Source organism: Micromonospora ureilytica, assembly GCF_015751765.1.
In the GTDB taxonomy this organism is placed as follows: Bacteria; Actinomycetota; Actinomycetes; order Mycobacteriales; family Micromonosporaceae; genus Micromonospora; species Micromonospora ureilytica.
Map to the genome: position 1 here is coordinate 1,911,460 of NZ_JADOTX010000001.1, position 26,225 is coordinate 1,937,684.

Annotated in this window: 22 protein-coding genes; 12 read left to right on the top strand and 10 right to left on the bottom strand. The window is 71.0% G+C overall.

Features of this window, described 5'->3' with window-relative positions; all coding sequences use genetic code 11:
* The first annotated feature begins 28 nt into the window (after nt 1–28).
* The 4 genes from IW248_RS08370 to IW248_RS08385 are packed head-to-tail and all read left to right on the top strand — an operon-like array spanning nt 29 to nt 4,272.
* Complete coding sequence (locus tag IW248_RS08370; RefSeq protein WP_196926440.1) at nt 29–1,180, top strand: Gfo/Idh/MocA family protein; 1,152 nt, start codon at nt 29–31, stop codon at nt 1,178–1,180.
* On the top strand, nt 1,177–2,328 hold the full coding sequence (locus tag IW248_RS08375; RefSeq protein WP_196926441.1) for a dihydrodipicolinate synthase family protein: 1,152 nt from the start codon (nt 1,177–1,179) through the stop codon (nt 2,326–2,328). The genes IW248_RS08370 and IW248_RS08375 overlap by 4 nt, the downstream gene beginning before the upstream one ends.
* A complete protein-coding gene (locus tag IW248_RS08380) occupies nt 2,325–3,128 on the top strand; it encodes a sugar phosphate isomerase/epimerase family protein (protein ID WP_124823014.1) in 804 nt (267 codons plus the stop codon). The genes IW248_RS08375 and IW248_RS08380 overlap by 4 nt, the downstream gene beginning before the upstream one ends.
* Nucleotides 3,121–4,272 carry an SLC5/6 family protein gene (locus IW248_RS08385; protein WP_196926442.1) on the top strand — a complete coding sequence of 384 codons (1,152 nt, stop codon included), beginning with the start codon at nt 3,121–3,123 and terminating at the stop codon, nt 4,270–4,272. Before IW248_RS08380 ends, IW248_RS08385 begins: the two co-directional genes overlap by 8 nt.
* An 18-nt stretch (nt 4,273–4,290) precedes the next feature.
* Here IW248_RS08385 and IW248_RS08390 read toward each other — a convergent pair whose 3' ends face one another.
* Nucleotides 4,291–4,563, bottom strand: a complete 273-nt coding sequence (locus IW248_RS08390) for a PP2C family protein-serine/threonine phosphatase (protein ID WP_196926443.1) — start codon at nt 4,561–4,563, stop codon at nt 4,291–4,293.
* A gap of 118 nt (nt 4,564–4,681) precedes the next feature.
* Between IW248_RS08390 and IW248_RS08395 the strand changes: the two genes are divergently transcribed.
* On the top strand, nt 4,682–5,209 hold the full coding sequence (locus tag IW248_RS08395) for a DUF302 domain-containing protein (protein ID WP_196926444.1): 528 nt from the start codon (nt 4,682–4,684) through the stop codon (nt 5,207–5,209).
* A gap of 325 nt (nt 5,210–5,534) precedes the next feature.
* Nucleotides 5,535–8,606: a S8 family serine peptidase gene (locus IW248_RS08400; RefSeq protein WP_307787849.1), complete on the top strand. Its 3,072-nt coding sequence runs from the start codon at nt 5,535–5,537 to the stop codon at nt 8,604–8,606.
* 59 nt (nt 8,607–8,665) lie between these two features.
* Here IW248_RS08400 and IW248_RS08405 read toward each other — a convergent pair whose 3' ends face one another.
* The gene (locus IW248_RS08405) at nt 8,666–9,958 is read right to left on the bottom strand and encodes a serpin family protein (RefSeq protein ID WP_196926446.1); all 1,293 of its coding nucleotides are present in this window, start codon (nt 9,956–9,958) and stop codon (nt 8,666–8,668) included.
* Nucleotides 9,959–10,123: 165 nt separating this feature from the next.
* Nucleotides 10,124–13,588: a ThuA domain-containing protein gene (locus IW248_RS08410; protein ID WP_196926447.1), complete on the bottom strand. Its 3,465-nt coding sequence runs from the start codon at nt 13,586–13,588 to the stop codon at nt 10,124–10,126.
* A gap of 231 nt (nt 13,589–13,819) precedes the next feature.
* On the opposite strand from IW248_RS08410, the gene IW248_RS08415 reads away from it, so the two are divergent.
* On the top strand, nt 13,820–14,665 hold the full coding sequence (locus tag IW248_RS08415; protein ID WP_307787850.1) for an SAM-dependent methyltransferase: 846 nt from the start codon (nt 13,820–13,822) through the stop codon (nt 14,663–14,665).
* A gap of 147 nt (nt 14,666–14,812) precedes the next feature.
* On the opposite strand, the gene IW248_RS08420 is transcribed toward IW248_RS08415, so the two are convergent.
* The 3 genes from IW248_RS08420 to IW248_RS33675 all read right to left on the bottom strand — a co-directional run bounded on the left by IW248_RS08420 (nt 14,813) and on the right by IW248_RS33675 (nt 17,794).
* Nucleotides 14,813–15,565, bottom strand: coding sequence for a GNAT family N-acetyltransferase (locus IW248_RS08420; protein ID WP_124822938.1), 753 nt, complete (start codon nt 15,563–15,565; stop codon nt 14,813–14,815).
* A 266-nt stretch (nt 15,566–15,831) separates the two neighbouring features.
* On the bottom strand, nt 15,832–16,392 hold the full coding sequence (locus tag IW248_RS08425; RefSeq protein ID WP_196926448.1) for a GNAT family N-acetyltransferase: 561 nt from the start codon (nt 16,390–16,392) through the stop codon (nt 15,832–15,834).
* Between the two features lie 274 nt (nt 16,393–16,666).
* A complete protein-coding gene (locus IW248_RS33675) occupies nt 16,667–17,794 on the bottom strand; it encodes an FAD-dependent oxidoreductase (RefSeq protein ID WP_196926449.1) in 1,128 nt (375 codons plus the stop codon).
* 22 nt (nt 17,795–17,816) lie between these two features.
* On the opposite strand from IW248_RS33675, the gene IW248_RS08435 reads away from it, so the two are divergent.
* Together IW248_RS08435 and IW248_RS08440 are read left to right on the top strand one after the other, a co-directional pair.
* A complete protein-coding gene (locus IW248_RS08435) occupies nt 17,817–18,542 on the top strand; it encodes a TetR/AcrR family transcriptional regulator (protein ID WP_307787852.1) in 726 nt (241 codons plus the stop codon).
* A gap of 50 nt (nt 18,543–18,592) precedes the next feature.
* Nucleotides 18,593–19,411 carry a hypothetical protein gene (locus IW248_RS08440; protein WP_196926451.1) on the top strand — a complete coding sequence of 273 codons (819 nt, stop codon included), beginning with the start codon at nt 18,593–18,595 and terminating at the stop codon, nt 19,409–19,411.
* A 33-nt stretch (nt 19,412–19,444) separates the two neighbouring features.
* Here the strand turns inward: IW248_RS08440 and IW248_RS08445 are convergent, their stop codons facing one another.
* Nucleotides 19,445–20,998, bottom strand: coding sequence for an NAD(P)/FAD-dependent oxidoreductase (locus tag IW248_RS08445; RefSeq protein WP_196926452.1), 1,554 nt, complete (start codon nt 20,996–20,998; stop codon nt 19,445–19,447).
* Nucleotides 20,999–21,174: 176 nt separating this feature from the next.
* On the opposite strand from IW248_RS08445, the gene IW248_RS08450 reads away from it, so the two are divergent.
* The 3 genes from IW248_RS08450 to IW248_RS08460 all read left to right on the top strand — a co-directional run bounded on the left by IW248_RS08450 (nt 21,175) and on the right by IW248_RS08460 (nt 23,504).
* Nucleotides 21,175–22,401, top strand: a complete 1,227-nt coding sequence (locus tag IW248_RS08450; protein WP_196926453.1) for a hypothetical protein — start codon at nt 21,175–21,177, stop codon at nt 22,399–22,401.
* Nucleotides 22,402–22,487: 86 nt separating this feature from the next.
* Complete coding sequence (locus tag IW248_RS08455; protein ID WP_196926454.1) at nt 22,488–23,048, top strand: GNAT family N-acetyltransferase; 561 nt, start codon at nt 22,488–22,490, stop codon at nt 23,046–23,048.
* A 42-nt stretch (nt 23,049–23,090) separates the two neighbouring features.
* Nucleotides 23,091–23,504, top strand: coding sequence for a type II toxin-antitoxin system Phd/YefM family antitoxin (locus tag IW248_RS08460; RefSeq protein WP_196926455.1), 414 nt, complete (start codon nt 23,091–23,093; stop codon nt 23,502–23,504).
* Nucleotides 23,505–23,534: 30 nt separating this feature from the next.
* Here IW248_RS08460 and IW248_RS08465 read toward each other — a convergent pair whose 3' ends face one another.
* Genes IW248_RS08465 through modA form a run of 3 tightly spaced genes read right to left on the bottom strand, consistent with a single transcriptional unit; the run spans nt 23,535 to nt 26,196 of the window.
* Nucleotides 23,535–24,602 (bottom strand): ABC transporter ATP-binding protein, encoded by a 1,068-nt coding sequence (locus tag IW248_RS08465; RefSeq protein ID WP_196926456.1) that lies wholly within the window; start codon nt 24,600–24,602, stop codon nt 23,535–23,537.
* Nucleotides 24,599–25,435: an ABC transporter permease gene (locus tag IW248_RS08470; RefSeq protein ID WP_196926457.1), complete on the bottom strand. Its 837-nt coding sequence runs from the start codon at nt 25,433–25,435 to the stop codon at nt 24,599–24,601. The genes IW248_RS08465 and IW248_RS08470 overlap by 4 nt, the downstream gene beginning before the upstream one ends.
* A complete protein-coding gene (gene modA, locus IW248_RS08475; RefSeq protein ID WP_307787854.1) occupies nt 25,432–26,196 on the bottom strand; it encodes a molybdate ABC transporter substrate-binding protein in 765 nt (254 codons plus the stop codon). The genes IW248_RS08470 and modA overlap by 4 nt, the downstream gene beginning before the upstream one ends.
* Nucleotides 26,197–26,225: the final 29 nt, after the last annotated feature.

A 26,225-nucleotide genomic window follows, 5' to 3' on the forward strand; every position in this document is an offset into this window, starting at 1 on the left:
GCACGACCAGCACGACGGAAGGAACACCATGACCCGCAGGTCGATCGGCATCATCGTCAACGGCGTGACCGGACGGATGGGCTACCGGCAGCACCTCGTCCGGTCACTGCTGGCCATCCGCGAAGCCGGCGGTGTGGCGTTGGCCGACGGCACCACCATCTGGCCGGAACCGGTCCTGGTCGGACGCAACGAGACGAAGCTCCGGGAACTTGCCGAGCGGCACGGGCTGACCGACTGGACCACCGACCTGACCTCGGCGCTGGCCCGCGACGACGTCGAGATCTACTTCGACGCGCAGGTCACCCAGCAGCGGGAGAAGGCGATCCGGCAGGCCATCGAGGCCGGCAAGCACATCTACACGGAGAAGCCCCTGGCCGAGGACACCGCCGCCGCGCTCGACCTGGCCCGGGCGGCGGACGCGGCCGGCCTACGCACAGGTGTCGTGCAGGACAAGCTCTTCCTGCCCGGTCTGCGCAAGCTCAAGCGCCTCATCGACGGCGGCTTCTTCGGCCAGATCCTCTCGGTGCGCGGAGAGTTCGGGTACTGGGTCTTCGAGGGAGACTGGCAGCCCGCACAGCGGCCGTCGTGGAACTACCGGACCGAGGACGGCGGCGGCATCGTGGTCGACATGTTCCCGCACTGGCACTACGTGCTGGAGGAGCTGTTCGGTCGGGTCACGGCAGTCTCCTGCGTGATCGCCACCCACGTGCCCGAACGGATCGACGAGGCCGGTCGGACCTACGCGGCCACCGCCGACGACGCCGCGTACGGCATCTTCGAACTCGACGGCGGGGTGATCGCGCAGATCAACTCGTCGTGGACCGTGCGGGTGTACCGCGACGAGCTGGTGGAGTTCCAGGTCGACGGCACCGAGGGCAGCGCGATCGCCGGCCTGCGCAACTGCCGGGTGCAACACCGGTCGGTCACCCCGAAGCCGGTCTGGAACCCGGACCTGCCGGCCACCGAGGACTTCCGCGCCCAGTGGGCCGAGGTGCCCGACAACGAGGAGTTCGACAACGGCTTCAAGGTGCAGTGGGAGGCGTACCTGCGGCACGTCGTGGCCGGCGAGCCGTTCCGGTGGGACTTCCTGGCCGGCGCGCGCGGGGTGCAGCTCGCCGAGCTGGGCCTGCGCGCGGCCCGCGAGGGCGCTCGTGTCGAGGTGCCGGAGCTTCACTCATGAGCGCCGAGGTGGTGCTGCCCGGTGGACGGCGGCACCAGCTCGGCGGGAGTGGCGGTTTCGTCCGACCGGAGGCGCCGCTGAACAGCCGGATCGCGTACGCCGCCGCGCACGTGGTCGCCGACCCGGGCGCGGAGAACGTACCGGGTGCCCGGGCGGCGGTGGACTGGGACACCACCCTCGCCTTCCGGCGGCACCTCTGGTCGTACGGGCTGGGCGTCGCCGAGGCGATGGACACCGCCCAGCGGGGGATGGGGCTGGACTATCCGGCCACCCGGGAGCTGATCCGCCGTAGCGCCGCCGAGGCTCGCGCGGTCGGTGGGCGGATCGTCGCCGGGGTCGGCACCGACCAGCTGCCGGTCGGCCCGGCAACCCTGGCGGCGGTCACCGCCGCGTACGCCGAGCAGCTCGACGACGTCCGCGCGGCCGGCGCCCGACCGGTCCTGATGTGCAGCCGGCACCTCGCCGCCGCCGCGCGCGGCCCGGAGGACTACCTGCGGGTGTACGACGAGCTGCTGAGCGCCGCCGACGAACCGGTGGTGCTGCACTGGCTGGGTCCGATGTTCGACCCGGCGTTGACCGGTTACTGGGGTGCTGTCGACCTGGACCTGGCCGCCGACACGGTCATCGAGCTGATCAAGACCCACCAGTCCAGGGTGGACGGCATCAAGGTGTCGCTGCTGGACGCCGATCGGGAGATCGCGTTGCGCCGCCGTCTGCCGGCCGGGGTACGTCTCTACACAGGTGACGACTTCCACTACCCGGAGCTGATCCGGGGTGACGAGGTGGGCCACTCCGACGCGCTGCTCGGGGTGTTCGCGGCAATCGCGCCGGCCGCCGCCGCCGCGCTGGCCGCCCTCGACCGGGGGGACCTGACGGCGTACAACGAGATCTTCGCGCCGACCGTGCCGCTGGCCCGGCACCTGTTCGCGGCGCCGACCTGGCACTACAAGACGGGGATCGTGTTCCTGGCCTGGTTGGCCGGGCACCAGGACCACTTCACGATGGTCGGTGGCGCGCAGTCCGGCCGGTCCCCGGCGCACCTGGCCACCCTGCTCACCCTGGCCGACGCGGCCGGGCTGCTGCCCGACGCCGACCTGGCCGCCGCCCGCGCCCGAGCCTTTTTCACGGTGGCGGGGGTGCAGCAATGAGTCTCGCGCGTTTCTCGTTCAACCAGGCCACCGCCCAGCGTTGGCCGCTGCCCGACGTGGTGGCCGGCTGTGTGGCGGCCGGTGTGCCGGGCATCGGCCTGTGGAGGGAGCCGGTCGCCGAGTACGGGTTGGCCCGTTCGGCGAAACTGGTCCGCGACGCGGGCCTCGCGGTCACGTCGCTGTGCCGGGGCGGGTTCTTCTCCGCCGACGGCTGGCGCGCGGAGAACCTGCGGGCCATCGAGGAGGCCGCCGCCCTCGGGGCCCCGGAGCTGGTGCTGGTGTCCGGTGGTTTGGCGGCCGGCAGCCGGGACGTCGACGGCGCCCGGCGTCGGGTCGCCGACGCGATCGGCGAGCTGGCCCCGCACGCCGAGGCCGCCGGGGTACGGCTGGCCATCGAGCCGCTGCACCCGATGTTCGCCGCCGACCGGTGCGTGATCGCCACCCTCGGCCAGGCGCTGGACATCGCCGAGCGGTTCGACCCGGCGGTGGTCGGCGTGGTCGTGGACGCGTACCACGTCTGGTGGGACGACACGGTGTACGCGCAGATCGCGCGGGCCGCCGCCCGGATCGCCGCGTTCCAGGTCTGCGACTGGGTGACCCCGCTGCCGGAGGGGGTGCTGCTCGGCCGGGCGCTGCCCGGCGACGGGTGCATCGAGCTGCGTCGGCTGCGCGAGGCGGTCGACGCGGCCGGTTACGTGGGACCGATCGAGGTGGAGGTCTTCTCCGCCGAGGTGTGGGCGCGTCCGGGCGCGGAGGTGCTCGACGCGGCGATCGCCGGCTACCTGCGCCACGTTGTCTGACATCCCCGAACGGCGGTGGCCGGCGGCGGTCGGCGCCTGGCTGGGCATCGGCACCGCGCCCGCCACGCTTGTGCTCGGCGCGGCGATGGCCGCCCGGCACGGCGGCGCGGTGCCGGTGGCCGGGCTGCTGGTCGGCGGGACGCTGATGGCGGCGCTGCTCTGGGGGCAGGGCCGGATCGGGCTGCGCCGGCCCCTCGGCGACGGCGGGACGTTGACCGCTGTGCTGCCCGCATACCTGGGGGACACCTCGCGCCTTCTGCTGGCGGCGGTGCTGGCCGTCTCGATGGTCGGTTGGAACGGGTTCAACGTCGGGCTCGGCGGGGCCTCCCTGGCCGCGCTGACCCACCTGCCGGGCTGGGCCGGGCCGGCGTTGCTGGAGGTGGCGGTCCTCGCCGTCTCGTGGGGGCCGGCCCGGCTCGGCAACCGGGTCGCGGTGATCACCACGCTCAGCGCGGTGGTGCTGGTCGGCTGGTGCCTGACGGTGCTGCCGCCACCCGGTGCGCCGGTCCGCCTGGCCGCCGGTGGGCTCGCCGACGCCGGCGCGCTGATCGGGTACGCGGCCGTGTTCGCGCTGCGCGCACCGGACTTCAGCGTGGGCCTCGCCCGGCGGCGGGACCTGGCCTGGTGCGTGGGACTGCTGATCGGGCCGGCACTGCTCGGGGTGCTCGCCGGTGCCGGCCTGTGGCTGCGCACCGGCTCGGCCGACGTGGTCGCGTTGCTCGCCGCCGGTTCGGGGCTGGCCGCGTACGCGAATCTGTTCGTCGCGGTGGCGGTCTTCGCGGCGGCGCTGACCACCACGTACTCCGGCTCCCTGGCGTTGCGTGGCCTGGCGCCCCGGATGCCGGCGCGGGCGGCGATGCTGCTCGTCGCGGTGCTCGGCGGGGTGCTGGCGGTGGCGCGGTTCGACCGCCTGGTGCTGCCCTGGCTGACCCTGCTGGCCGCCGCGTTGCCGGTGCTTGTGGTGCCGATGGCCGTGGAGGCCGCGGCCCGTCGGCGCGGTCGCGCCCCGCGGACCGTACCCGCCTGGTGCTGGGTGCCGCCGGCGCTGCTCGCGGTGGCCTGCACCCTCGCCGGGGTCGGCGTCGCCCCGCTGCTCGGGCTGGCCCTGGCCGGGGTGTGCACTGTGCTCTGGCGGCGTTGCTGAGCCGACCTGATTCGGCGTCTAGCGCTGGGTCACCTCAATGACGATCACCGTGACGTTGTCGTGTCCGCCCTGGTCGACTGCCATGGCGACGAGCTGGTCAGCAACCTTTCCGGGACTCTCGTTGGAGACGAGCGCGGCCCGGATCTGCTCGTGGGGCACATAGGAACTCAGACCGTCCGAGCACAACAGGACTCGGTCGCCGGGATGGAGCTGGAGAGGCGTCAGGTCGGGCGATCGGCCGTCGTTGCGGCCATCGAAAAAGCGGGCCAGCTTCTCGCCCAGATTCGGCACCGTGCCAGCGTCGGCGACGAGGTGTCCGTAGGGCGACAGTGATCCGATATTGAACTCGCATTTAGGACTAACGCTGCTAAGTTCGGCGAAGTAGCCCAGTAGGTGAAGAGGGGGCCGGATGGGACGCGGATGGGTCGAACGTGGCTACCAGGCCCGGTGCCTGGACATCAGCATCGATCGCTCCTTCGAGGAATTCCGGCGGCAGTACGAGCAGGCCGTCCCGGCCTACGACGCGGCGGCGTTCAATGCGCTGGTGGCCCGCAACGCACCCTGGGACGACGTCCTCGCCCTCATGCGCGACTGCGCGCCGCACGCCTTCCTCATCTACTGGAGCAGCGGTGACCTGCGACCGATGATGAACCTCGCGGGTGACCCCAGGCACTGCGTCGAATACCTGATGGGCAACCACACCACGGCTGAGCGGATGTTCCGCCACGACCCGGCGGTGATGCTGTACGCGCCACTGCGCACGTTGATCAGCGACGGACCCGACGGTGGAGCACGGTTCGTCATCGAGCAACCCAGCCATGCGTTCGGCTCGTTGGGGGTGGACGCCATCCACGAGGTGGGTCTGGAACTCGACCGTGAGGTCGCCGCCCTCCTGACGCACCTCGAGGTGCCCGTGCCGGCGGGTCTGTCCGACTAGGGCAGCGTTCGGTTCGAGGCCACCCTGACCGCGCCTGACCGGCCGTCGAGTGACGGGGCATGGGTGTTGCTCGATCCTGCCTCGGCGCGGTCGGCGTCGCGCCGCCGCTCGGGCTGGCCCTGGCCGGGGTGTACGCCCTGCTCTGGCACCGTCTGGAAAAAGTGATCTAGGCGCGGCCGGCGGAACGTGATCTTATACGCACCGGCGATCCGTAACACCGTGCAAACCAACGATTAACCGTCGGCGGCTTAGGTGGGGGAGCGCTCCCATGAGCGGGTCGCGATCGATTGCAAAGCTCCACAAGGGAGCAACCGAAAGGAGCCTCGTGGCTACAGGCACGAGCGGCAACAGGCTGCGAAGACTGGCGATACCTACGCTTGTCGTCGCCCTGATCACCGGTACCACCGGTGTCGCGGGAACGGCGTCGGCCGCACCCGCAGGTTCACCCGGCAGCGGCGCCGGCTACTTCACCACCGGGTCCGACCAGAAGGTCACCCTGACCGACGGGGCCGACCGCCGACCCGGTGGCAACCGTGCGGCCACGCCGAAGGCAGCCGTCGACGCGACCGGCTCCGGCATGTACGTCGTCGAGCTGGCCGAGGACCCGTTGACCACGTACGCCGGTGGTGTGTCCGGGTTGGCCCGGACCCGCCCGGCGGCGGGCAACCGGCTGGACGTGACGTCGGCGCCGTCGCAGGCGTACCGCCGGCACCTCGACGCGCAGCGAGCCGCTGTCGCCGCCGCAGCCGGGGTCACTGTCAACGCGGTCTACACCAACGCCTTCAACGGATTCTCCGCGAAGCTGACCGCCCAGCAGGCGACCACGTTGCGGGCCGACAAGCGGGTCCGCGCCGTCACCGCCTCGCGGGCCCTCGGCACCCCGACGCCTCCGCCCACCGCGACCCCGCCCGCCGCGGCACCGGCCACCCCGCCCGCCGCCGCTTCCGGCGAGGGGGACAAGCCAGCGGCGACGGGTCTCGCCGGCCGGCCGGCCAAGCCCGGCCCCGGCACGGGCGCGGGCATGGTGATCGGCGTCCTGGACACCGGCATCTGGCCGGAGAGCGCGTCGTTCGCCAAGAAGATGCCTGCACCCGCGACCTGGCGCGGCACCTGCCAGACCGGCGTCGCCTTCGTGGCCGAGCACTGCAACGGCAAGATCGTTGGCGCCCGCTACTTCGCCGACTCGTGGCTCGCCGACGGTGGCTCGGTGCCCGAGGGTGAGTTCCTGTCCCCCCGCGACGCGTCCGGGCACGGTACCCACACCGCGTCCACCGCGGCCGGTCTGCCGATCTCGAACGTCACGATCGACGGTCGCCGTTTCGGCCCCGTCTCCGGCGTGGCCCCGGACGCCCAGATCGCCGTCTACAAGGTGCTCTGGGGTGGCATGGGCTACGACGCCGACATCATCGCCGGCATCGACGCGGCAGTCGCCGACGGCGTGCAGGTGATCAACTTCTCGATCGGCTCGCAGCTCGGCGACTGGGAGGCCAACACCCCCATCGGCATCGCCTTCCTCAACGCCACCCTGTCCGGGGTGTTCGTGGCGGCGTCGGCGGGCAACACCGGCATCGTGAGCGGGGCCATCAGCAACGCGGCACCCTGGGTGACCACTGTCGGCGCGGCGGTGACGAACCTCGACGAGGCGACCATCAAGCTCGGCGACGGCACGAAGCTGGTCGGCGGCTCACTGGACGCGTTGCCCGGTGGCGACGCACTGCCGATGGTCTTCGGCGACCAGGCCGGATCTCCGGACTTGGGCGCGGTGTACTGCGAGCCGGGCAGCCTCGACGCTGCCAAGATCAAGGGCAAGGTGGTTGCCTGCGCGCTGTCCGACACCTTCGCGTCCGCCGCCGAGGTGAAGGAGAAGGGCGGGGCTGCGATGGTGCTGTTCGACCCGGTCGGCAACTACCGGGTCAACTCCATCTACAACTTCCCGGTGGTCTACCTGCCCACCGAGAAGCAGGCCGGCACGTTGTTCAACTACCTGATGCGCCACCCCACCGACGCCAAGGCGTCCGTGCGCACCGGCGGTGACGGTTCCAGCGTCCCCGGCGTACCCAGCGTGGCCGACTTCTCTTCCACCGGCCCGGACAAGGTGACCTTGGGCGTTTTCAAGCCCGACCTGGTCGCGCCGGGGTCGGACATCATCGCCGCGGTTTCACCAGCGGGCAACTTCGGGCGGCAGTACGACGCGTACTCGGGCACCTCGATGGCGTCGCCGTACGTGGCCGGCGCGGCAGCGATCCTGCATGCCACGCACCCGGACTGGTCGCCGGGCAGGATCGCCTCGGCGCTGCGCACCACCGCCACCGACACCGTTGGCACCAGCAGTCCCCTGGACCAGGGCAGCGGCTTCATAAACCTGGCCGGGGCCACCGACCCGGGACTGGTCATCGAGCCGACGGCGGCGGAACTGGTCGCCTTCAGCGAGACGGCCGAGCCCGACGGCAAGGAACTCAACCTGCCGGCCATCTCACTGCGAGAGTACGACGGCACCCGGCCGGTGACCCTCACCCGCACCCTGACCAACGTGGGCACGGCGCGGGAAACGTACCGTTCGTCGGTGTCCGGCCTGACCGGCATGAAGGTCACCGTGTCACCCGCGTCGGTGACGTTGGCGCCCGGCAAGTCCGCGACGGTCACCATTACCGTGCGTCGCGGCAGCGCCCCCTGGGACCGGTACGTGACCGGGTCGATCACCTGGCACGGCAGGACCCACACCGCCCGGATTCCGGTCGCTGCGCGTCCGTGGGGGATCGCTGCCCGGCCGTACGCCGACGACGGCGAGGAGTTCGCCCGGATGACCAACGGTGCGTTCGGCCAGGTCCAGCCGGGCTTCACCGGGCCGCTCGCCGGTCGCAGCACCGGGTACACGCCGATGCAGCGGGAGTCGTACTCGATTCCGGCCGGCGTCTACGGCGGGGTGTTCGACCCGAAGGCATCCGGCGTGAAGAAGGTTGACTTCACCGTGCCGGCGAACACTGCCGGCATCATCGTCGAAGCCAACACTGACGACCCGAACACGAACCTTGATCTCTACCTGTACAAGGGCGACACCCTGATCTACAGCAGTGACAGGTTCTGGACCAGCGCGGAGCAGGCGTACAAGTTCCTGCCCGAGCCGGGGCGCTACACCGCCTACGTCTTCGCGCAGGTGCCCGGTGGCCCGGTGGTCGATGTCGACCTGGGCTACGCCATCGTCGGCCGTAACGCCAAGTATGCGGGTGCCACGCTGACGCTGCCCTCCACGGCGGAGCGCAATCAGGGCTTCAACTTCACGCTGAAGCCGAAGAAGCCGCTGGCCGAGGGCGACTTCTGGGCGTACACCGAGTACAGCACCAACGGCACGGTGGTCCCCGGCAACCTCGTCTACACCCAACAGAGTTCCTGGCAGTAACCGTTCAGCCGGGTGTGGGGCGGTGCCGATGTGCACCGCCCCACGCCCGGAACCACCGGTCAGGCTGGGCCGTCGACCAGCGGGTCGTGGACCCGGCCGAGGAACAGCGGTACGCCGGTGAGCCGGTCGTGGATGACGTACAGGAATGGCCGGTTGACGAAGAACCGCGGCCCTTGCGGGATCGACGGCGGTCGGACGATGACGGCCGACGCGGCCGCGGCCTCGGTACCCTTCTCGTCCACCGCGATGAACGTCTCGTGCACCACGTCGTCGATGCACAGGGCCGGCTCGGTGCTCATGCCGGTGAAGTCGGCCTGTGACGTGAATGCCGTGGGCATGCCGAGGCTGCCCAGCGCGGCACCCAGCTCGGCCGGCAGGCGGAACGTCCACCGGGGCAGGCGCAGTTCGACGTCGGTGATCTGGAACCCGGTTAGCAGCGCGCCCAGCCAGGTCGCATCGAGGTTGGCCTCGACCGTGGCGAGCTCGCCCCGGGTCGGCATGACGATGGCCATGGCAAGCCCGTCGCCCGCGTACGGCACGTCGACTGCGCGCCACCCGTCCCCCTCCAGGTAGCCCATCCTGTCGAACGGCCCGCGCATGATCGGGACGTCGACAACGGCCCCGTCATCCCTGGTGAACGGCCCCGGCGCCGTGGCCGTCGCGGTGAACGGGTACTTCCAGGCCGCCCTGAGGTAGATCGTGTTGGTCAGCATCAGGCTGGTGTCGGGGCCCACGGCGTCGGACTGCAACAGCTCCGGGATCTTCGCGTTGGTCCGATCGGACACCCAGGTGTTGATCTCCTGGCGGGCCACCTCCGGCGCGCCGCGGAAGTCGACCGGCTGCGGCGCGGCACCGTAGTAGCCGGTCAGGGCGTCCCGGAACCCGGGTCGCAGGACCAGGTCGAGTCGTGTCCACAGCGCGTTGGCCGTGGTCAGCAGAGGCTGCTTGATCCCGTCACCGTCCTGGTACCGGCCGGCGAGCGTCCTTTCGACCGTGTTGAACCCGCTGTCGAGCGCGCTGGGGCGTGGATGCGGCGCGTGGAGCACCGCGTCCATCTCGTCCGCCGTGGTCGAGCCGGCGCCCGCCCTGGTCATCGCGAGCGCGAGCCCAACCGAGTACGGTGCGCACACCACGTTGCTGCCTGTCCGGGCCGACGCCAGCGTCCGGTAGAGGTCGGCCGTGAAGCCGCGAACGGCAGTAGCGGCGGCCTGCAACGTGGCTGGGTCGGGTGGTACGCGGCCCGCCTGGGTTGAGGTGGACGACGGGCCGAGCCAGCGGGAGTCACCTGGGACGGCGGTAAGGGCAGCGGCCGCAAGCGGCACCGCCCGCAGGACCGATCGACGCGAGACCATATATCGACGGTAACCTATTCCTTGTCGTTCAGGAACTCGCCGGTCGAGATAACGCCTCCACTCAGGACCGTGCAGGCGTCCTCCGGATCGGCGGCGGCTGGGACGCGGCGCGCCCCGCCGAGCGGCGACGGGCGGGGTGGACCCCCGCCCGTCGTCGCCCGACCGTCAGGTGACCGTGATGGTCAGGTTGAGTGAGCGGGTCTCCCCACTGGTGTAGGTGACCGTCACCCGGGCGGTGAAGGTCCCCTTGCGGGGATAGCTGTGTGCCGTCGACCGGAGGGCGGTCCCGTGCGTGATGGCACTGTTGTCGCCGAAGTCCCACGCGTAGTCGGTGATGCTCTGCCCGGACGGCGCCGTCGCCGTGGCGGTGAGTGTGGTGGTCAGGGGCGCGGTGCCGCCGGTCGGGCTGGCGGCCAGGGACAACGTCCCGCCCGGCTCCTGCTTGACCCCGGCGCCGTTGAACCGTAGCCAGTCCAGGGCGAGCAGGTCCGGGGTGCCACCGACCTGGGCGGCGTTGACGAACTTCGCGTACAGGGTCGTCGTGCCTGTGGGTTTGTTGGTCAGCGTGACGGTGGGGGAGACCAGGTTGTCCCACCCGCCGGTCGACCCGATGCTTGCCGTGCCGATCAGCGTGCCGGTGGGCGAGCCGGTCCGCAGTTCGATGGTGCCGCCGAGCCCGCCGTTGGTCACCCCGAGCGTCACCGAGCCGATGTTGCGCAGGTCCGCCGGCCCGAACGCCACCCAGTCGTTGTGGTCGACCTCGCCGAGCCGCTTGCCGGCGCGGGCGGTTGCCCGGTCGTTGACAGTGACGCCGGACTGCGCGCTGAAGTGCTCGGCCTCCTTGCTCTTCGGCTGCAACTGGACCCGGGTCGAGCCGGTCAGCGCGGGTACGCCGCCGGCCGCGCCGCCGTCGGTGTACTGCGCGGTGATCAGGGTGTAGAGGTTCTGCCCCGGCCCGTGGCCGTCACCGGCGTCCGCCTCGGTGGCGAGAAGCCCCGAGCAGCCGGTGTACACGTCCAGCGGGTGGGCGTGCTGGTCGTGGCCGAGCTGCGTCTGCACTGTCACCTTCGCGCAGTCGATGGTGGTCTCCTCCGGGTCGGTGACCGTCACCGTGTACGGGATCTTGTCCCCGAAGTCGAAGAACCCGCCGTCGGGCACGGTGATGGTCACCGTCGGTCGGGTGTTGCCGACCACCACGTCGGTCACCGCGGTGGCGGTCAACCCGTTGCCGCTGTTGCGGATGGTCAGCCGGGCGGTGTGTTTCCCGGCCGTCGAGTAGGTGTGGCCCGGGTTGGCGGCGGTGGAGTCGGTGCTGCCGTCGTTGGTGAAGTCCCAGGCGTAGCTGAGCGCCGACCCGTCACCGGCGGACGACCCGGCCGAGGAGAACGTCACCGCGAGCGGCGTACGTCCGCTGTCCGGGGTGGCGGCGATCTTCGCGGTCGGTGGCCGCCCGTTGGCGACATAGTCGATGCGGTAGATGCCCGCGCCGGCGTTGCTGCCGCCGCGACCGCTGCCGGTGCCCTCGCCGAAGTCGATGACGTAGAGCGAACCGTCTGGGCCGAACTCCGCCTCGAAGGGCTGGATCCAGCTCATGTTGTCGAAGATCCCGTTGATCGACTGGAGGTCACCCACGGCGGTGGGGCCGAAGCGCGCGTTGCTGAAGGTCTGCGCCGTCTTGTGGACCGAGAGCGTCTTGAACCATCTGCGGGTCAGCTCATAGGTGATCCACTTGCCCTCGAAGTACTCGGGGAACTTCGTGGTGCGGGTGTTGGCCGGGTCGTAGTCGTAGACCGGACCGCTCATCGGCCCGCCACCGCCGGTGCCCAGCTCGGGAAACTGGGTGGAGGCGGAGTACGCGTACCAGACCAGCGCGGACTTCGCCGCCGGCAGAGTGGCCAGGCCGGTGTTGTTGGGCGAGTTGTTCACCGGCGCCGCGCAGTTGAACTTCGCCCCCGAGGTGTTGGTGGCGAAGTTGTAGTCGTTGAACGGGATGTTGTTGCCCACGCAGTACGGCCAACCGAAGTTGCCGGCGCTGGTGATCCGGTTGAACTCGACGGTCCCCTCCGGACCACGGTTGGGGTCGGCGGCGCGGGCGTCCGGGCCGTAGTCGGCCACCAGCACCGCGTTGGTCTGCGGCTCGATGGTGATCCGGAACGGGTTGCGCATGCCCATCGCGTAGATCTCCGGCCGGGTCCTCGCGGTGCCGGCCGGGAAGAGGTTGCCGCTCGGCACCGTGTACGTACCGTCGGATTGTGGGGTGATCCGCAGGATCTTGCCGCGTAGGTCGTTGGTGTTGCCGGCGGTGCCCTGGGCGTCCCAGGCGGCGCGGCCGGCGCGCTCGTCGACAGGCGTGTAGCCGCTGGAGGCGAACGGGTCGGTGTTGTCACCGATCGCCGCGTAGAGCCGCCCGGCCCCGTCCATGGCCAGCGACCCGCCCATGTGCGAGTTGGCCCGGCCCTCGCCCCGGTAGGTGGGGACGGCCAGCAGGCGTTTCTCCGAGGAGAGCGCGACGCTGTTGTTGGCGACCGTGAACCGGGACAGGTTGAGCTGTTTCAGGGTCTTGTCGGACCAGAGCAGGTAGACCCAGCCGTTGCTGGCGAAGTTGCGGTCCAGGGTCATCCCGAGCAGCCCGTCGGACTGGTCGGTCATCGCCGAGGTGTAGGCGAAGTCCAGCAGCGTGGTGACCTGGAGGGTGTCGGAGTTGACCACCTTGAGCGCGCCCGTGCGCTGGATGTAGTAGACCTTCCGGTCCGGGCCGACGGCCAGCTCGAACGGGTCGGCCAGGTTCTCGGTGACCAGCCCCACCCGTTCGAAGTTGCTGGTCTTGGTGGCCGAGCAGTCACCGGCGACCGCGCCGGCCGCCCACTCGATGCCGTAGCGCAGGTGCTCCAGGAACGTCGGGGTGCTGAACTGGGAGCTGGCGTGCCCACCGGCGGTGAACCAGGACCGGCCGCCGTCGTAGCGCTGACACCAGGAGTACGCGTGGTCGACGCCCTCGTCCAGGCCGTTGATCCCGTCGCGCACCTTGATCTGCGCGAGGGTGTGCACGTTGCCGGTCGGGTTGGTCCGCCAGTTGTACCACTCCTCGCTCTGCTCCCAGAGCTCCGGCAGGTTGCGCGTCGACGGGTGCGCCCGGTCGAGCACCTTGACCCGGCCGGGGAAGGTGCCGCCGGTGGACGAGAAGTCGGGGTGGTAGTCGAAGATCGTGCCGACCAGGCCCTCGTACCAAGGCCAGTCGCGTTCGCTGGCCGAGGCGGCGTGCAGGCCGGCCCAACCGCCGCCGTTGCGGATGAACGTCTGCAACGCGGCCCGCTGGCTGGCGTTGAGCAGGTCACCCGAGGTGGGCAGGGAGTTGGTGTTGTTGAAGACCAGGACGTCGAAGGTGGCGAGGTTGGCGTCGGTGAACGCCGCCGCGTCGGTGGTGGCGACGACCTCGAAGTTGTGGGCGGCGCCGAGCTGCTGGATCGCGGCGATGCCGGCCGGGATCGAGTCGTGGTAGAAGTTGGTGATCTTGGAAAAGACCAACACCCGGAAGCGCGGGGCGGCCTCGGCGGGCAGGGCGGTGGTGGTGCTCACCACTGCGGCAATGGCGAGCAGGATCAGGCAGAACGCACGGAGGTGTCGGGGCATGGGGGCGCTCCCTGTCGGACGGTGAGGGTCGGAAAGCGCTTTCTCGCTGCCCGCATCACGGTACTGACAGCCAGTGACGACCGTCAATAGCCCTCTGGTAAGCGGTTTCCCGCCCTGTCGGCGTCCGTGCGTCGGCGGGCCCCACGAGCCCATGGGTACGCCTTAGGATGGCCCCTGGACACGTCCCGTGACTCTCCGGATGCGGCGTGTCCATCGACCTGGGGAGGTCTCGTGACGGTGCCGTCCACGTCGGAATTACCCGAGGGCCGCTGTGCCGAGCGGATCGACACCACGACCGTGCATCCGGCTCGCCGCTACAACTACTGGCTCGGCGGCAAGGACAACTTCGCCGCCGACCGGCAGTCCGGCGACCAGATCGCGGCCGTCTACCCGGGGGTGCGCACGCTCGCCAGGGAAAACCGGGCCTTCCTCGGCCGGGCGGTCCGGTTCCTCGCCGAGGAGGTCGGCGTCCGGCAGTTCCTCGACATCGGCACCGGCATCCCGAGCGCCGACAACACCCACGAGGTGGCCCAGTCCGTCGCCCCCGACTCCCGGGTGGTCTACGTCGACAACGACCCGATGGTGCTGGTGCACGCCCGAGCGCTGCTGACCAGCGACCCGGCCGGCGCCACCGCCTACCTGGACGCCGACCTACGCGACCCGGAAAAGATCCTCGCCGACCCGCAGCTGCACGCCACACTGGACCTTTCCCAGCCGGTGGCGCTGGTGCTGATCGCCGTGACGCACTTCCTCACCGACGACGACCGCCCACACGAGCAGGTCGCACGCCTGCTCGACCCGCTACCGTCGGGCAGCTGGCTGGCGCTGACCCACTTCACCACCGACCACATCCCCGCCGACACCGTCACACGGATGGAGGCCGAGTTCGCCGCCGGCCGGATGAAGCAGGACGCCGTACCCCGCGACCGCGCCGAGTTCGCCCGCTTCTTCACCGGCCTGGACCTGGCCGAACCGGGCATCGCCCCGGTCAGCGAGTGGCGCCCGCAGGTGCCGCCGGAGCAGCGTCCGCCGCTGGCCGACGCCTCCATCTACGGCGCGGTGGCCCGCAAGCCCTGACCTCTGAGTCATCCGAATACCTCTGAGGAATGCCGCCTCCGACCAACCTGGCCGCCGTACCGTCCGGGCTGACCGGGGTCGCCTGGTGTGCGGAGAGGTTGCCCGGGCCGAGGTCGGTGGACCTTGGCCCGGGTCCTGTCGCTGACCTCAGTTCGTGCCGATGTAGAGCCGTTCACCGGCGGGTCGGTAACCGACGCGCTCGTATACCCGCCATGAGTCCTCGCCGGAGGCCTCCAGCCAAGCGATCTCCGCACCGGTGGTGAACAGCCGCCGGGTCAATTCGGCGGTGATCGCGCCCGCCAGTCCCCGACGACGGAAGGGCGTCCGAACGGCGATGCCGGCGACCTCGCTTACCGCGCCGGTGGGCGGGGCTGCTCCACCACCTCCCGCACAGGTGCCGTCGTCAGTGACGGCCATGACGGCCACGCCGCCGGCCCCCTGCTGGCGCCGGAGCCGAGCCACGTCGGCCGTGGAGGCCACCGGATCGCCGCCGAAGGCTTCGTTCTGAGCGCTGATCAGCGCGGCCCGCTGAACATCGGTGCCGGGCTCGCGCAGATTGAGGCCGTCGAGCGTGGGTGGTGCCGTCAATGCGCTGGGCACACAGATCAGGTAGGTGTGCCGGGCTTCCACTGTGAATCCGTCAGCGACCAGTTGCGCCTCCAGACCGGAGGCGCAACTGCTGACGTACTCCAGGCGCGGTTTGCGGCCAGCCGCGCGAAAGGCCGCCACCAGGGCGGTGACGTCCGCCGCGGTGATGGCAGCACCGGGACGCGGGGTCGCGTAGTTGATGTGGGGACTTGTCGTTGTCGGATCCATCCCAATCACGAACGGCCCTACCTCTACGGGCGCGGGTCGGTTGGACAGGTTGGCGACGACGGACTGCTGGATGCGGACGTCCATGGTCAACGTAAACCTCGATGCATGGGAGAAGCTGCGGTGGGTGAAAGGAGCGTTGGACCGCTCACCGTGCGAGCAGCGCGACGTTCAGCCGTCGCGTGGTCAACACTCAGGCGGCCGCTCGGCCGACCCGGATCACAGGCGTCATTCCCTCATGCAGAGTTGCCACGCCGATCGCGTGGTCGGCCGCAAGGTTGCCGTAGTCGGCCTGGGCTTGTCAACCCTTGATCACTGCGTCATCGGCGTCTGTCGCCAGCCTTCAGCTACCCCTACGACGCTGCCTCCCGACGCCAGGTCTCGGCGAGCAGGGCGTAGGTGTAGCCGTCCACCCAACCCAGCTCGGCGTGCCAGGAATCACCGACGCCGTGCTGTTCACGACGCATGCCGATCTTCTCGAGGATCCGCACCGAGGCGAGATTGTCCGCGAAACAGCCGGCAGTGATCCTTCGAATATTCAGCCGCTCGAACGCGTGCGCCACCACAGCGGTGACCGCCTCAGTCGCGTAGCCATGGCCGCCGTAGGCCGGATCGAAGATGTAGCCGAGTTCGGCCTCCGTCCGCGGTGGCATGCCGGGCTGCCCCATGCCGTCGACGACATCGAGCGAGACAGTTCCGATCACCACACCATCAAGCGTGGCCGCCACGCTGTGGTCGTCGGGGTCTGCCGCCGCGCGTCGCCACGCCGCCTGCAAGGTTGCCGGATCGACCTCGGTGCGTAGTAGCCAGCGCGTGACCTCGGGCAGATTGCGGTACTCCAGGATCCGGTCGACGTCGTCATCACGCACCGGGCGAAGCTCGAGGCGTTCGGTGCGCAAAGCGTTGTGTTCCATGAGGCGCCACGTTAGTGGACGTGCTGATTTCAGTATCGGGCTCGCCCGGCGGAACGACGAGCGAGCCCCCGAACGACAACAGCGTCTGACACCAGCTCCGCCAATGCCGTGCGAATTCCGCATCGACGCCAACGTGGGCATCGACCCGTTGTCGGTAGAGGGATAGACGGCGCTCGCGTTCGTTGCGGGGTGACGCCACCGGCCGGGGGTACCGGAACACACGACTACACGACCCGTCCCCACGGGCAAGCGGACCTTGTTCTCACGGCCGCTGTCAGTCTGCGTGTACCGGTTCCGCCGGCCGGGTGAAGAAGCGAGCGATGTCCTCCGCCGCGGTGGGGGACAGCATCATCGCTTGGACTCGCGCGGACATTTCGGCGATCGGGTGAATCCTGCTGAACATCGACTCTTCGTACGCCCGAATCGCCGAATTCGGGTCGGCGGTATTGGCGGCGAGCTGGCTGGCGAGTTCGGCGGCGTCGAGCATGGCCTGGTTGGCGCCCTCGCCGACCGGTGGCATGAGGTGCGCGGCGTCGCCGATGAGGGTGACGCCCGGCCGGCCGGTCCAGCGCGTACCGATGGGCATCGTCTCGATCAGGCGTGGCGTCGGCGCGCTCTCGGCGGCCTCGATGAGTGCGGTGAGGCGGGGGTCCCAGCCAGCGAACACGTTCAGCAGGGCGCGTTTGCTGCGGTACGTATCCAGGGGCCGGCCCTCCGCGCGCAGCGAGATCCCGACCCGGAGGCTGCCATCGCCGAGACGTTGCGCTGCCAGGATCTGGTTCACGCCGACGCACCACATGTTGCCGGGGCCGACAAGCTCGGCGAGATCGGGGTGGCGGCGCTCGACGTCGTCGATTGTCAGCTCGACGAGGGTGGCCACGTAGAACAGTTGGACGTCGGTCAGCAGCGACCGGACGACCGAGCGTGCGCCGTCCGCGCCGATGAGGGTGTCGCAGCTGACTCGGTGGCCGCCGTGAAACGTCAGGTCCCAGCCGCCGTCCGGTCGCGGGGTCGCCGCGACAAGCCGGTGCCCCCAGACAACCGTGTCGCCGGGGAGGGAGTCGAGCAGAAGGTCACGCAGTGCGCTCCGGTCGATCTCGGGACGCCCGGAGAATGAGCCAGGTTCGGGTTCATGGTGTACCAGCATTCGTCCGGTCGGGTCGAGGATGCGATGTTCCTCGCCGTCGGGCCGCGCCTCCGACCGGAACCGGCCGGCGAGACCCGCTTGGGCCAGGGCCAGTTGACCGGACTCCGGGTGTAGATCGAGAGCACCGCCCTGGGGCCGCGCGGATCGGCTTGCCTCCCGGTCGTACACCACCGTCTCGATGCCGTGCTGGTGCAGGATCCGAGCCAGCGTCAACCCGCCGAGTCCACCACCGGCGATCGCGATTCGCGTTCTCACGGCGCTACCGTACACTGTATTGGTGGATACAGCGTACGGTAGTGAGCCACTGCCCGTTTGGGAGCGGCCCGAACCTCAGCCGCGCGCGGTGCCGGTGCCGTTGAGCCGCGAGAAGATCGCCGCTACGGCGCTCCGGCTTGCCGACGCGCACGGCCTCGACGGGCTGTCACTGCGCAAGATCGCCAAAGAGCTCGGTGTCGGTCCGATGCGGCTCTACGACTACGTGATCAACAAGTCGGAGCTACTCGATCTCATGGTCGACGTCGTCTACGCCCGGATCGCCGAGGTGGGCCAGCGCTCCGGGTGGCGCGACACGGTGCTGTCCATCGCCCACGCGACCCGCGCCGCCGCCCTTGACCACGAGTGGTTCTCCGACGTGCTCGGCGGGCGGCCACACCTGGGACCACACGCGCTCGCCGTGGGCGAAGCGACCGCTGCGGCGCTCAGTGCGGCCCCCGGCGTGCGCGACATCGACGATCTCCAGCGAGCCGTGGGCGCCCTCAACGCCTTCATCATCGGATCGGTCCGCAGGGAGGTCACCGAACGACGCACCGTACGTTCCACCGGCGCCGACGAAGCCGCCTTCCAGGCCAGCCTCGGCCCCTACCTCACGCGCATGTTGAAGACCGGAAGATACCCCACAGTGGCCCGCCTCGTCGTCGACGGTGCCCACCTCAACGCCGAGGAAACCTTCGACCACAACCTGACCACCATCCTGGACGGCATCACCCGCCGCAGCCCAACGTGATCCGTTGCGCTGCGGCCCAGCGGCTCGCCAGTCCAGACAGGAGCCCACGAATGGACGTCAGCCTGGCGACCAGCGCCGGCAGGGCCGATCGGCCGAACGAGGACTTCGTCGGCGCGGTTCCCGGCGCTGTCGTCCTGCTCGACGGCGCCGGCATTCCGGGAGCCGAGCATCTCTGCTCCCACGGCGTCGCCTGGTACACGCACCGCCTCGGCGGCGCGCTGCTCGGCCACTTGTCGCGCGGCGACGGGCGAGATCTCGCCACGATCCTCGCCACCGCCATCGGTGAGATCGCCGCCGAGCACGGCGACACCTGCGACATCGCGGATCCGAGCAGCCCGCAGGCCACGGTCGCGATGGTCCGCGCCGACCAGGACCGCCTGGAATGGCTCCTGCTCGCGGATTCCTACCTGGTCCTCGACCGGGTCGACGCCGGTCCGCTGGTGATAACCGATGAACGCGAGGCAACTGCCCGGCGCGAATGCTCAGCGCCGCTGGCCGGCATTGCCCAGGAAACGCCAGAGTACGACCGGGTGCGAGCCTCCTGCGCCACCGCGCTGCGTGCCCGCCGGAACCAGCCGGGCGGGTACTGGATCGCCAAGGATGACCCGCGCGCGGCGCGGGAGGCGGTGACCGGCGGCCGGTCCCTCGCCGACCTGAACGGTGTCGCGTTGCTCAGCAACGGTGCCAGCCGCATCGTCAACCCGTACGGTCGGACCGACTGGTCGGGCGTGTTGGACCTGCTTCGCGCCAGCGGGCCGGCCGGCGTCATCGCCCTCGTCCGGCAGGCCGAGGCGCAGACCTCCGTTGGTGCGGATGCGCACAGCCCGGACGACGCCACGGTGGCCCACTGCACGCACCTGCCGCGTTGAGCACCTGGCCGTGCCACGAGAGCGTGCTCGACCTCACCCGTGAGACGGGGGAGCTGCGACAGGGGCCCGGTCGTCCGACCCCTCCGGCAGGCTGATCGGCGCCGCGATGATCCGGCTGGGCACCACCGGCGCGTCCCGGCCGGTGCCCCGCCGGTTGTCGCCACCGGAGGATTCCTCGTGGTAGTCCCGCTCCACGTTGACCGACCAGACGTCGTGCGTACTCCCGGTGGCGATGTTCTCGGCGGTGAGCATCGCGGTCAGCATCGAGTGGTCCTGGTTGTTGTAGCGGTGCATGCCGTTGCGTCCGACCGGGTGCACGTTCGGCACCGCCTCGGCCAGCCAGGCCCGGATCACGTCCACGTTGTGCTGGTAGCGCTCGTCGTACACCGGGTAGGCCTTGGGCATGCGCACGACGTAGCCGGCCTCCACCACGCCCTGTCGAACCAATCCCAACCGCTCCAACTCCGCGGTGGCGAGGGTCACCAGGTCGGCATCCGGGGTACGCCACATCTCGTCGTCCTCGAACACGAAGTACTCCAGGCCCAGGCAGGTGCGGCCGTCCTTGACCAGGTACGGCGACCAGGAGCCGAAGTTCTGGATCCGGCCCACCCGTACCCCCGGGTCGTGCACGTAGATCCAGTTGTCCGGGAACGAGAACTCCGCCGGCACGACCAGGGCGACCGTCAGGAAGTCGCGGTAGCGCAGGTCGGCCGCGCAGGCCAGCACCTCCGGCGGCGCCGGCGGGTGGAACGCGGCCACCAGCTCCGAGATCGGCATGGACGAGATCACGTGGTCGGCGGCTTCGGTCCGCTGCCCGCCCGCGCCGTTGACCGTCACGCTGATCGCCCGCCGCCGGGCCGGGTCGCGGTGCACGGCGGTGACCCAGCTGCCGGTGGACAGCTGCCCGCCCCGCTCGCGGACCTGCTCGGCGCAGCGCTCCCACATCATCCCCGGCCCGTACTTCGGGTACTGGAACTGCTCGATCAGGCTTGTCACGTCGGTGCGCCGACGCCGGGGCAGCAGCGCGTTGCGGATCGCCGTGGCCAGCGACAGGTTCTTGATCCGCTGCGCCGCCCAGTCGGCCTGCAACCGGTCCGCCGGCATACCCCAAACCTTCTCCGTGTACGTCTTGAAGAAGATCGAGTACAGCCGCCAGCCGAACCGGGCCGACACCCAGCCCTCGAAGTGTGACTGGTCCCGTGGTGGCCGCAACCGGGCGCGGGCGTACGAGCCGAGGCAACGGGCGGCCTCCGGCAGGCCCAGGTTCCGCAGCGCGTTCACGGCGCTGAGCGGGTAGTTGAACAGGGCGCCCCGGTAGAAGATGCGGCTCATCCGGGGCCGGGTCAGGAAGTCCTCGTCCGGCAGGATCTCGTGCCAGAACGCCTCCACCCGGGGCACTTTGGTGAAGAACCGGTGCCCGCCGATGTCGAACCGCCATCCGTCGCGCTCCACGGTGCGACTGATGCCGCCGACCACCTCGTCGGCCTCGAACACCTGGACCGACCGGCCGTGCCGAAGCAGCTCGTACGCCGCGGTGAGTCCGGCCGGTCCGGCACCGATGACCACCGTGCCGTTCTGCTCGCTCATGCTGGTGCGCTCCCTGCTCACCGCCATGGTTGAGGCGCGGCGACTACCCGTTATGCGCAGAATGTCACACTTAGTAGTAGCTGGTCCTCGCTTCGGCGGGGCGCGCTGCGGCGTACCACGAGAAGAGCGACTCCCTACGCGGCCGGCGGCCCGGGGGAGCGGGGGGAGCGGGGCGGATGGACCGGTGGCGCGACGGCGCGGCGGCGCTGGCCGCCCGGGCGGTCGCGGCCGGCCGCGGCGGAGCGCGCCTGGCCCGTCGGGTGCCGGCGCCCTGGCCGTACGTCATCGGCCTGTTCCTCGGCGCGAAGCTGCTGCTCACAGTGCTCGGGCTCCTGGTCCTGCACGCCTGGGACGGCGTCCCCGGGGCCCCGCCGCCGGACGAGGCGTTGATGTGGGCGCAACAGCGCGAGATCTCCGGGCACCGGTGGATCTCCTTCTGGTTCGCCTGGGACTCGCTGCTCTACCTGCGGCTGAGCGAGCTGCCCCTGAGCGGGCCGTGGAGAGACTTCGGCTTTCCCCTGCTGTACCCGTTCGTGGCCCGGCCGGTCGGCGTGCTGCTCGGCGGCGACACCGCCCTCGCCCTGTTGCTGATCAGCAACGTCGCGTTCCTGCTGGCCATCTGGTACGGCTACCGGCTGGCGGAGCTGCTGCTCGGCGACGCGCACGCGGCCCGGCGGTTCACCCGGTATCTGGTGCTGCTGCCGACCGCGTTCCTGTTCCAGGCCGCGCTGACCGAGTCGCTCTTCGTCTGCCTCGCGTTGGCCGCCTTCTACTACGCCGAGCGCCGCCGGTGGCTGCTGGTCGGTGTGGTCGGCTACTTCCTGGCGATGAGCCGCTCCGTCGGCCTGCTCGTGGTGCTGCCGCTGGCCCTGGTGCTGCTCCGGCAGCACGACTGGCGGCTCGGGCCGCGTGCCCTGCTCGGCTACCTCCGGATCGGCTGGCCGTTGCTGCTGCTGCCCGCCGGCTGGTTCACCTTCATGGCGTACTGCCGGTGGCGGGGTGGGGACTGGTTCGCCTACCAGCACGCCCAGCAGACCGGATGGGGAATCGAGGTGCAGAACCCCCTGCCGGTGCTGCTGAACGGGTTGGCCGGGGAGCCGCGCGACGCCGCTCGGGTGTGGTTCGCCGTGGCCGTCCTCGCCGTGCTGGTCGCCGGGTTCCGCCGCCGGGAGCTGGCCTACCTGGTGTACGGCGTCCTCATGGTGCTGGTGCCGCTGTCGATGGGCCCGCCGGTGTACAAGAGCCTGCTGCGCTATCTGCTCGCCGCGTTCCCGGTGGCGCTGGTGCTGGCCCGCTGGGCTCGCCACGCCAGCGCCGACGTGTGGCTGACCGCGACGCTCGCCCTGGTGCAGGGCGTGCTGTTCGTGCTCTGGCTCAGCTACTGGACCCACACGATCATCTGATCAGGCCGCGCCCCGACGCGACCCCGGCGCCGCACCTGTGCGAACCTGCCACCCGTCGTTGCAAGCGCACCCTTCCTGGAGGCCCGGTGTTCGCCCTGCCGCTGACCGAGGACGTCGAGCTGCGCCCGCTGAACCCGTGGCGAGCCGAGGAGTTCCTCGCCCACCTCGACCGGGCCCGCGAGCACCTCCAGCCCTGGGTGTCGCCGTCCTTCGTCGCCACCGACCTGCCGTCGGCCCGCGCGGTGCTGCAGCGGTACGCCGACCTCTGGGCCAGCGACAGCGGCGGCATCTGGGGACTGTGGTGGCGCGGCACACTCGTCGGTGGGGTCATGTTCGTGTCATTCGACGTGACCCGGGGCGTCTGCGAGGTCGGTTGCTGGGTGGAGCCGGCGGCGCAGGGCAGAGGGCTGGTCGCCCCGGCGGTGCGCCGGATCGTCGACTGGGCGGTGCGCGAGCGCGGCATCCAGCGGGTGGAGTGGCGTACCAACGCCGACAACACCCGCAGCAAGGCCCTCGCCGACCGGCTCGGCCTGCGCCTCGACGGCACGTTGCGCCAGGTCAGCCCGGGTCCGCACGGTCGGATCGACAGTGAGGTCTGGTCGGTGCTGGCCGACGAGTGGCCCGCCCCGCCACTTACCGTCCACTGACGACAGCGAATAGTTGTCATACCCGCGCGGCAGCATGCATCCATGGCCGTCCCCGCGCTCACCCCTCATTCCGACCCGCCGCGTTCCGTGCCGCTGCGTGAGGCGCGCACCCGGTTCAGTCAGCTCGTCGCGCTGGCCGAGCTGACCGACGCGGTCACCGTCGTCACCCGCGACGGCGATCCCCGCCCGGTCGCCGCGATCGTCCCCGCCGCAGCCGCCCGCAGCGGCGCACAGGCCCGCGCCGACGCCGACCGGCTCGCCACTGTCACCGCCGGCTGGGCCCGCCGCCTCGACGAGCAGCACCGGCGCAGCAGCCAGCGGCACGCCGCCGAGCTGGGCGCGGTCCGCGCGGCGCTGGCCGAGGTGTGGGCCGAGCTGGATCGCCGGGTCGTCCCGGGCAGCGATCCGACGTTGGCCCGACTGCGCGCCGCACACGCCGACCTGCTCGCCGGCTGACCCCGGTTCGGCCTGCTGGTTCGCGGCCGGTCAGCCGGTGGCCGGGTAGGCGTGGGTCTCGGTCGCCTTGACCGCCACCCAGACCCGCTGGCCGAGGATCAGCCGCAGCTGGGCGGCGGCGGCCGGCGTGACGTCAGCGGCCACGCCGATCGGGCCGTCCAGTTGCACCCGCACGTTGTCACCGTGGCGCTGGACACCGGCAACGGTGCCCGCCCAGGTGTTGCGCGGGCTACCCTCCGGCCGGGCCGGGTGCAGAGCCACCGCGGCCGGGCGGAACGCCACGAACGCTTCACCCTCCAACCGGTCGGCGACCGTGAGGGTCAGCTCCGGCGAAACCCGCACCCCGTGCCCGTCGGCGCGGCCCCGGTACAGGTTCAGCCCGACCAGCCGGGCGACGTAGTCGGTGCGCGGGCGGGCGGTGACGCTCGGCCCGTCGCCCTCCTGCACCACCCGGCCACCCTCGACGATGACCAGTCGGTCGGCCAACGCCAGCGCGTCCAGCGGGTCGTGGGTGACCAGCACCGTCGCGCCCGCATGGGCGGACAGGTGCCGGTGCAGCTCCGCGCGGGTGTCCAACCGGGTGCGGGCGTCCAGCGCGGCGAGCGGCTCGTCCAACAGCAGCAGCGACGGTGCCACGGCCAGCGCGCGGGCCAGCGCCACCCGCTGCGCCTGACCGCCGGAGAGCTGCCGGGGCCGGCGCTGCGCCTGCGCGTCGAGCCCCACGCGGCCCAGCCACTCCCGGGCCGTGGCGCGGGCGGCCCGCCGCTCGACGCCGTGCCGGCGCGGCCCGAAGGCCACGTTGTCCAAGGCGCTGAGGTGCGGAAAGAGCAGGTAGTCCTGGAAGACCACGCCGATCGAGCGGCGTTCGGTGGGCACCCAGCCCCCGGTCGCCGGGCGGTCCAGGTCGACACCGTCGACTGTGACGTGCCCCTCGGTGAGGGGATGCAGCCCGGCCAGCGCGCGCAGCGCAGTGGTCTTGCCGGCGCCGTTCGGGCCGAGCAGCGCCACCACCTCGCCCGGCGCCACCCGCAGCGGCACGTCGAGCCGGAAGGCGCCCCGGTCGACGACGAGCCGGGCATCGAGGAGTGGATCGCTCATGCGGTGGTCATCCAGCGGTCCCGCAACGCGACCAGGATGCCCACCGACACGACGAGCAGCACCAGGCTGAGCACGATCGCGGACTCCACATCGGTCTCCAACGCCAGGTAGACGGCGAGCGGCATGGTCTGCGTACGACCGGGATAGTTGCCGGCGAAGGTGATGGTGGCACCGAACTCGCCGAGCGCCCGCGCCCAGCACAGCACCGCCCCCGCGGCCAGGCCGGGCGCCACCAGCGGCAGCGTGACGTGGGTGAAGGTGGTCCACCGGCTGGCGCCCAACGTCGCCGCGGCCTCCTCGTAACGGTGGTCGGCCGCGCGCAGCGCACCCTCCACGGCGATCACCAGGAACGGCATGGCGACGAACGACTCGGCCAGCACGACACCCGTGGTCGTGAACGGCAGGGTGATGCCGAACGTGGCGTCGAGCCAGCCGCCGACCAGCCCACGCCGGCCGAAGACCAGCAACAACGCCACCCCACCGACCACCGGCGGCAGCACCAGCGGCACGGTGACCAGCGCGCGTACCAGCCGACGGCCGGGAAACTCGACCCGGGCCAACATCCAGGCGAGCGGCACCCCGAGCAGCAGACAGAGTGCGGTGGCCAGGGTGGCGGTCTGCACCGACAGCCGCAGAGCCGTCAACGCGCCCGGCTCGGTGAGCCGCTCCGGCAGGGTCGTCCACGGTGCCCGGATCAGCAGCCCGGCCAACGGCAGGACCAGGAACAGCAATCCCAGCCCGGCGGGGATCAGCAGCGCCGCCGGCACCCGCCCCCGCCGTCGCGGCGTGGCCTGTCGCCCGCCGGGTGTGTCGTCGTCGTGGACCTGCCTCACGGAGCCTGGAACCCCGCCTCGGTGAGAACCGCCTGCGCCGGCGCCGAGCGGACGTACGCGACGAAGGCCCGTGCGCCGTTCGGATTCGGCGCGTCCTTCAACGCGACGATCGGGTAGTCGTTGACCGCCCGCGCCGACTCGGGAAACTCCACGCCGGTCACGTCGGCACTCGCCGCCCGCGTGTCCGTACGGTAGACCAGTGCCGCGTCGACCTCACCAAGCTTCACCTTGGCGAGCGCGCCTTTGACGTCCCGTTCCAGGGTGACCGGCGTCAGCGCGACGCCGGCCGCGTCCAGGGCGGTGCGGGCCGCCGCGCCGCAGGGCACCTGACTGGCGCAGAGCGCCACCTTCACACCCGGGCTGGTCAGGTCGGCCAGGCCGGCCACTGCCTTCGGGTTGCCCCGGGGCACCGCGATCACCAACTGGTTGCGGGCGAAGATACTCGGTGTGCCGTCGGCGTTGCCGGCCTCGGTGACCGTCGTCATGTTCGCCGGAGCGGCCGAGGCGAACACGTCCGCCGGGGCGCCCTGGATGATCTGGTTGGCCAGAGCGGAACTGCCGGCGACGTTGAGGGTCACCCTGCTGCCCGGGTTGGCGGCCTCGAAGTCCTTCCCGATGCGGGTGAACGACTCGGTCAGCGAGGCGGCCGCGAACACGGTCACCGTGCCGGTCACCCGGCCGTCCCCGCCGCCGCCGGTTGCCCGGTCGGCGCTCCCGCCGCAGCCGGCCACCACCAGGGCAACCGCCACGAGTACGGCCACCGCCGTGCGCCTGCTCCGCGCCCTTGTCC

Bases quoted from the DNA above. Each gene is read 5' to 3' on its own strand.
- IW248_RS08395 (WP_196926444.1), top strand. From the start codon at position 4,682: ATGGGACGCGGATGGGTCGAACGTGGCTACCAGGCCCGGTGCCTGGAC.
- IW248_RS08450 (WP_196926453.1), top strand. From the start codon at position 21,175: ATGGACCGGTGGCGCGACGGCGCGGCGGCGCTGGCCGCCCGGGCGGTC.
- IW248_RS08420 (WP_124822938.1), bottom strand. From the start codon at position 15,565: ATGGACGTCCGCATCCAGCAGTCCGTCGTCGCCAACCTGTCCAACCGA.
- IW248_RS08425 (WP_196926448.1), bottom strand. From the start codon at position 16,392: ATGGAACACAACGCTTTGCGCACCGAACGCCTCGAGCTTCGCCCGGTG.
- IW248_RS08380 (WP_124823014.1), top strand. From the start codon at position 2,325: ATGAGTCTCGCGCGTTTCTCGTTCAACCAGGCCACCGCCCAGCGTTGG.
- IW248_RS08465 (WP_196926456.1), bottom strand. From the start codon at position 24,602: ATGAGCGATCCACTCCTCGATGCCCGGCTCGTCGTCGACCGGGGCGCC.
- IW248_RS08410 (WP_196926447.1), bottom strand. From the start codon at position 13,588: ATGCCCCGACACCTCCGTGCGTTCTGCCTGATCCTGCTCGCCATTGCC.
- IW248_RS08405 (WP_196926446.1), bottom strand. From the start codon at position 9,958: ATGGTCTCGCGTCGATCGGTCCTGCGGGCGGTGCCGCTTGCGGCCGCT.
- IW248_RS08375 (WP_196926441.1), top strand. From the start codon at position 1,177: ATGAGCGCCGAGGTGGTGCTGCCCGGTGGACGGCGGCACCAGCTCGGC.
- IW248_RS08370 (WP_196926440.1), top strand. From the start codon at position 29: ATGACCCGCAGGTCGATCGGCATCATCGTCAACGGCGTGACCGGACGG.
- IW248_RS08460 (WP_196926455.1), top strand. From the start codon at position 23,091: ATGGCCGTCCCCGCGCTCACCCCTCATTCCGACCCGCCGCGTTCCGTG.
- IW248_RS08445 (WP_196926452.1), bottom strand. From the start codon at position 20,998: ATGAGCGAGCAGAACGGCACGGTGGTCATCGGTGCCGGACCGGCCGGA.
- IW248_RS08440 (WP_196926451.1), top strand. From the start codon at position 18,593: ATGGACGTCAGCCTGGCGACCAGCGCCGGCAGGGCCGATCGGCCGAAC.